This is a genomic window from Mesobacillus sp. (assembly GCF_047739415.1).
Taxonomy (GTDB): Bacteria; Bacillota; Bacilli; order Bacillales; family Cytobacillaceae; genus Mesobacillus.
Genome location: NZ_JBIQOE010000282.1, coordinates 1 through 5696, shown reverse-complemented (window position 1 = coordinate 5696; position 5696 = coordinate 1). Strand labels below are relative to the sequence as shown.

General features: G+C 40.4%; 3 protein-coding genes and 1 pseudogene. All 4 read right to left on the bottom strand.

Annotated elements, in window-relative coordinates:
- Window positions 1-891 (bottom strand): dihydroxy-acid dehydratase (locus ACH0QE_RS22260; protein ID WP_415802622.1); only part of this gene is annotated, 891 nt, incomplete at its 3' end.
- 183 nt (window positions 892-1074) lie between these two features.
- Complete coding sequence (locus ACH0QE_RS22255; RefSeq protein ID WP_415802621.1) at window positions 1075-2205, bottom strand: conserved virulence factor C family protein; 1131 nt, start codon at window positions 2203-2205, stop codon at window positions 1075-1077.
- 149 nt (window positions 2206-2354) lie between these two features.
- Window positions 2355-5120 (bottom strand): tetratricopeptide repeat protein, encoded by a 2766-nt coding sequence (locus tag ACH0QE_RS22250; protein WP_415802620.1) that lies wholly within the window; start codon window positions 5118-5120, stop codon window positions 2355-2357.
- Between the two features lie 155 nt (window positions 5121-5275).
- Window positions 5276-5696 (bottom strand): annotated as a pseudogene (locus ACH0QE_RS22245) (ABC transporter ATP-binding protein); the annotation flags it as partial.

Here is a 5696-nt window from a genome sequence, read left to right as displayed (position 1 = left end):
GTTGAAATCATCCAGCGTAAGATTGACTTCTGCAGCATGTGCTATGGCCATTAAATGAAGAACGGCATTTGTGGATCCTCCAAGAGCCATTACGACTGTAATCGCATTTTCAAAGGCTTCCTTCGTTAAAATCTGTCTTGGACGAATATCCTGCTCAAGCATCTGATAGACAACTTCTCCTGCCTTAAAGCAATCCTCTCGCTTTTCATCAGTTTCAGCTGGATGCGATGAACTCCCAGGCAGGCTCATTCCGAGTGCCTCGATTGCACTGGCCATTGTATTGGCTGTGTACATTCCTCCACATGAACCTGAACCTGGACAAGCATGACATTCAATCTTATGAAGCTGTTCATCTCCAATCGCACCCTTATTATATTGGCCAACACCTTCGAACGCGGACACAATGTCAATGTCCCTATTATCAAGTTTGCCTGGCTTGATCGTACCTCCATAAACAAAAACAGAAGGAAGGTCCATTCTTGCAATTGCCATCATACAGCCAGGCATGTTTTTATCACAGCCGCCAATTGCGACGAAACCATCAAGGCTTTCTCCCTGGACCACTGTTTCTATCGAGTCAGCAATTAAGTCACGACTGGGAAGCGAATAGCGCATTCCGTCAGTCCCCATCGAAATTCCATCAGATACAGTGATCGTATTGAAGATCATTGGCGCGCCGCCTGCCGCCCTTGCACCCTCTTTCGCTTTTACTGCCAGCTTATCAATATGTATATTACAAGGAGTAACCTCACTCCAGGTACTCGCTATTCCAATCATCGGCTTCTTAAAATCATCATCGCTGAATCCAACTGCCCGAAGCATAGCCCTGTTCGGAGCCTTTCTGGCATCATCACTAAATACATGGCTCTTGATTCTTAAATCCTTTCCCATTGTATGTCCCTCCCAATTTTTTATTCACTACAATACCTCTTTTTCGGGATAAATACAATCATTATCTAAATATTTTAATTATTAAAAATAAGTAAGCGGATACATTTGCTTAATTCGACAAATTAGACTTAACTCATTAAAAAAAGACACCCAAGGTTAACCATACTGGGTGTCTTACAATCTTTACTGTTTTCTGGCTTCCGTCATCTGTTTCCAGACCGAACCTTTTGCTTCCTCGCCATGCTCAATACGGGCAATCGCCAGTTGCACCTGCATGCTTACTTCGAATTCAGGGTCATCTTGTGCGTCCTTTAATGAAGGCAGCGCTCTTTCATCCCCAACTTCGTAAAGGAACATAGCGGCCCTCCACCGAACAAGCTTGCTTGGGTCCTTGAGTGCTTCCATCATTTCATCCATCGCTTCTGGAAATCCAAGATCCGATAAGCAGTCACCGGCAGTCCTGCGCACCGTAACTGTTTTATCGTTCAAGGCTTTGTACAATAATGGCAAGACATTTTTGTCTTCAATCATCCCTAAGTAGACTGTGGCCAAACGACGTATGGATGCTTTCTCATCGTGTAACGCTTTTTCAAGCACCGGCAGGTCTTCTGCAGTCGGATCTTCCATTTGCTCAAGAAGCTGGTATCTTATCCGCCAATCTGGATTCTCCAAGTCCGCCTCTGTAACCCTGATTTTTTTCTTTGCTGCTTTAATCTCAGTTTCCTGACTTGGATTTTTAGCTAGTTTCACAAGCTCCACCAGCCTCTCAGGAGGATATGCCGCTAAAAGCTCTTCCACAACCTCATTACCTACTTGTTCAAATTCACCATACCTGACTCCAAGTTCTTTCCATCGGCGGACCATAACGACATTATCCTCAGGAGTCTGTACCTCACCAACCTTTTGCACAAACAATTCTGGCAGTCCAAACCGCTTCTCTTCTGTGCCATCCGTAAGCTTCACCTGCATAGGTATTCCCTTATATACTTGAACTAGTACTTTTACTTCCCCAAAATGCTCATTGATTTCAGGTGCATCGTCATCTGATTCCTCTGCATCTTCACCAAACGCTTTCCTCACCTCAGGGAGGATTACTTTCCAGTCATATTTTGCGTTTCTTTCGACTGCCAGGAAATCAGCAACATGGTAAACCCCTTTTACCCCTTCAATCTCAAGTATGTTCATAACGACTTCGGGTGCCCCGGCCGCTGAGTTCTTTTTATAATTATTGCTTTTGCCCATAGGAAGTTCTTCATCCAGATTGATTTTCATCGTATTCGGGCTTGGCGTTGGTTCAATTGATACAATTTTCACATTCCCACCCCTTTATATTTTTCAGGAATGAAGCCATTTTAACATAACGAAGGATAGATAGCATTTAGGAGCCACCAAAGATGAACTGGCCTTGAAATACGTTTAAAAATAATTTAGGAGTAGAATGACGTATTGCAAAACAGAATGTCTTAGAGGCTGGTTTGTTCGATATCTTTAATCGCATTGTTAAGTTTATCGATTTGGAAAAGAGCTGTTTTAGAATTTGGCGATTTTTTCAGGCTCGATTGAAAACATATTTTTGCCTTTTTGTAAATTTCTATCGCCTGTTCAAAATCTCCAGTTTCAAGAAAGAAATCCCCCATTTCAGTGTAAATTTTTCCTCTGCTGTTAAAAGCATAGATATATTCAGGCGTAAGGACAAACACCTCATCACTTTTTTGCAATGCAGTTTGATATGCTTCCAATGCCAATGAATAATTTTTTTGCTTTCTATGCAGTTTACCCAGCGACCTGAATGCAGAGGCAATTCTATTTCGTGAACTTCCTTGTTTTTCCGACAGCTCGAGAACTTTTTCAAACGAATTAATTGCGAGGTTGAATGATTCCATTGCATCATCAAACAATCCCAGGTCTATGTGAAGATCAAGCAAATCTACAGCTGCATGTCCGAGCATTTCATAGACATCAACATAATCCGGTGCTGTTTGTACGACTTTCTTATATATATTAATAGCTTGGGTGAAGTTTGTTAGTTTTTCATTTGCCATATCAATTAGCGGCAAAGCCTCAGCAAGCCGCTTATAAGCCAACCCCTGATTGGCAAGCACCCAGAGATACTGCTCCATTTCTTTATCCTTTAAAGCAAGGTCATATGCCGAAATGGATTTATGGAAATGGGAAAAATCATGGTTTTCTTGTTCAATTTCTTCATGTTCTAATTCACCAAGCTTTTCATGAATCTGTCCCTTAACCGCATAAATGGATGATGTACCACGCCCTAAACCAATTACTTTTGAGCATTTTTCTAAAGCCATTTCATAAAATTGCTTTGCCTTATCATAACGAGATAATAATTTGTACAATTTCCCCAGGCGGGTATAAATCAGAGCGATTTTCTCAAATACCTCTGTCTCATCCAAAAATCTCTTTTCGAGAATATCCGAGGCTTCCTGGTAGGCGATGATCGCTTTATTGTACTCATTTGTATTTCTGTATAAATCAGCTAAATTATGCTTAATATCGGCTATGGATCTATAAATATCGCTATGGGCATCCAGTTTTTCGGAAAGCAACTCCTCTTCATAACAAATTAACGCTCGTTTATTATGTTCTTCAGCTAAAGCGTACTGTCCCTTTAATGTATATAATTCTCCAAGCTTATGGTTTAATAAAGCACACATTGTATGACCTTTATCGTCTTCTTCCAAAAGACATGAAAACTCTTGAATAATACCTGACCATTCACCCTCATTTATTAATAGAGATGAATTTCTCGATATCCACACGGTTAATTCACCTTCATCCAGAATGTTTTTCCCATGATATAGAGCTTCTGCAAAGGCAGTACTTAATCCAATATCATTACCTTTCTTGTTTAACATCTTGGTGTAATACTGAAACAAAAACCCATGTACCCGATCGAAAAGAGATGGGGATGAACTCAACACTTGATCGCTAAGGCCTTCCTTCATCAACTTATGCATCGACCAATATCCACCTTGTTCTAATTCAGTGATAAATGAAAAATTGCAAAGTTCTTGGTATGCAGTCGTTGGATAAAAAGTTTGGAATTCCTCAATTAAGTCACAGAACAAATTTTCAGTCCAGAACCTAGTGATCGATAATACCTTTAACGTTTCTTTTTCAGATCTGTCCAAATACTTTAAGAAGCGTTGCAATACCTGATCAGGTCTCTTTGAAAAATCTTTTATTGTAGGAATTCTTTTTCTGGAGACCAGTTGATATGTATCGACCATTAAATCCAAGTAATACGGCAAGCCTTCACTGCCCTGGATAATTTTTTGTTGGATGCTTTTATCCATGATCCCGCATGAATCCAAGAAACTCATACAATCAGTTGGAGATAACTCTCCCATCAAATGTTGCTCGACTATGCTCCCCCATTCAGGATCCAACTTATCCCACGTGATTTTTTCCCGCCCACAAATAACGTTCAGCACTGGAACGTCTTCAAACTGGAGGATAAACTCCCTTATCCATTCATCTTTATCGCTAACAGACCCGATTGTCCGCTCACTTTCCCATAAAGCTTCATATGTATCAAAATAGAATACAGCTTTTCGGCCAGTTTGTTTCAGCCATCCTATTAGGTCACTCGCCCAATAGACTAAAAGCATTTCCTCAATATCCTTCGGATGCATATCCTTTAAATCGGAAAGAATATCCTTTCCTGATCTTGTCCACCATTGCAAGATTTCCTTGTATTGAGTGATCCCATCTATTAGCTTGATAGTTTTGGGGATCCATTGTACAACTGGAATATTTTCTAGTTGAGTAATTAGTTCCCCTACAAAGTTTCCTTCTTCTAAAAAAGGAATTGTTTTTCGGTCAGACTTTAAAGATTGCTGCGGCCTCATTCTGCTCCAATACACGGCATAGGCCAGATCAAAGGTAGTGAACTTTATTCCATATTCCTTTACTAACTGCTGTCTAAACCAAATGAGAGCCTCAGCTGGTTCTCTATGTTTCGCTTCCCTAAAGTCAATTGAAGTTTTTATTGTATTCTCATCAATAGCATTAGTCAGACCCATCAATTCTTTTAATAATCTTGTTTTCCCTATGCCACCAACTCCGTAAAAAACTAGTACTTTATATTGGTTACCGGTTAAGGAATCCATTGCTTTTCTAAACGATAGCTTCGGCTCTTCCCTATCTGTAAATTGTCTTGAAGCTGTTTCTTTCATCTGCCTAAGTGAACGTCTTGGTTTTAACATTTTTCCCCCATCTATTAGATAAATAATTTTTATCTTAAATATTCTATAAATAGTTCATATTTCCTCTTTCAATACTCCTATTCCCGGCATATAAGTGTAAGGGGCACTAGTAAATCGCTTGGTCCAAATAAAAATAAGACCTGGGATCCCAGGCCTTATTCGTTTTCTGCGAGCTCGGATAAATAGCTCCATCTTTCAATTAAATATTCTAGCTGCTCATTCAACTCTTTCTCTTCATTCACTAGGGCCTGGCCCTTTTCAAAATCGCTCCCGATATTGGCCATTTCTGCCTGGACCTCTTCTAGCCGCGTTTCTGTACCTGCAATGTTATCCTCAATTTCTGCCCATTCTTTTTGCTCTTTGAAGGACAGTTTCTTTTTCTTAGGCTTTTCTGTCTGCTCTACCCTTTCCTTCTTCTGCGTTGCGGGAGCAGAGTCAGGTTTCGGCCGCTTTTCAAGGTATTCTGAGTAATTGCCGTAATGCAGGTCTGTCTGTCCATTGCCTTCCAATACAAGCAGCAAATCGACGACCTTATCAAGGAAGTAACGGTCATGGGATACCGAGATGACGACACCT

Excerpts from the sequence above, each read along its gene's own strand:
- ACH0QE_RS22250 (WP_415802620.1), bottom strand. The coding sequence starts at position 5,120 with ATGTTAAAACCAAGACGTTCACTTAGGCAGATGAAAGAAACAGCTTCA.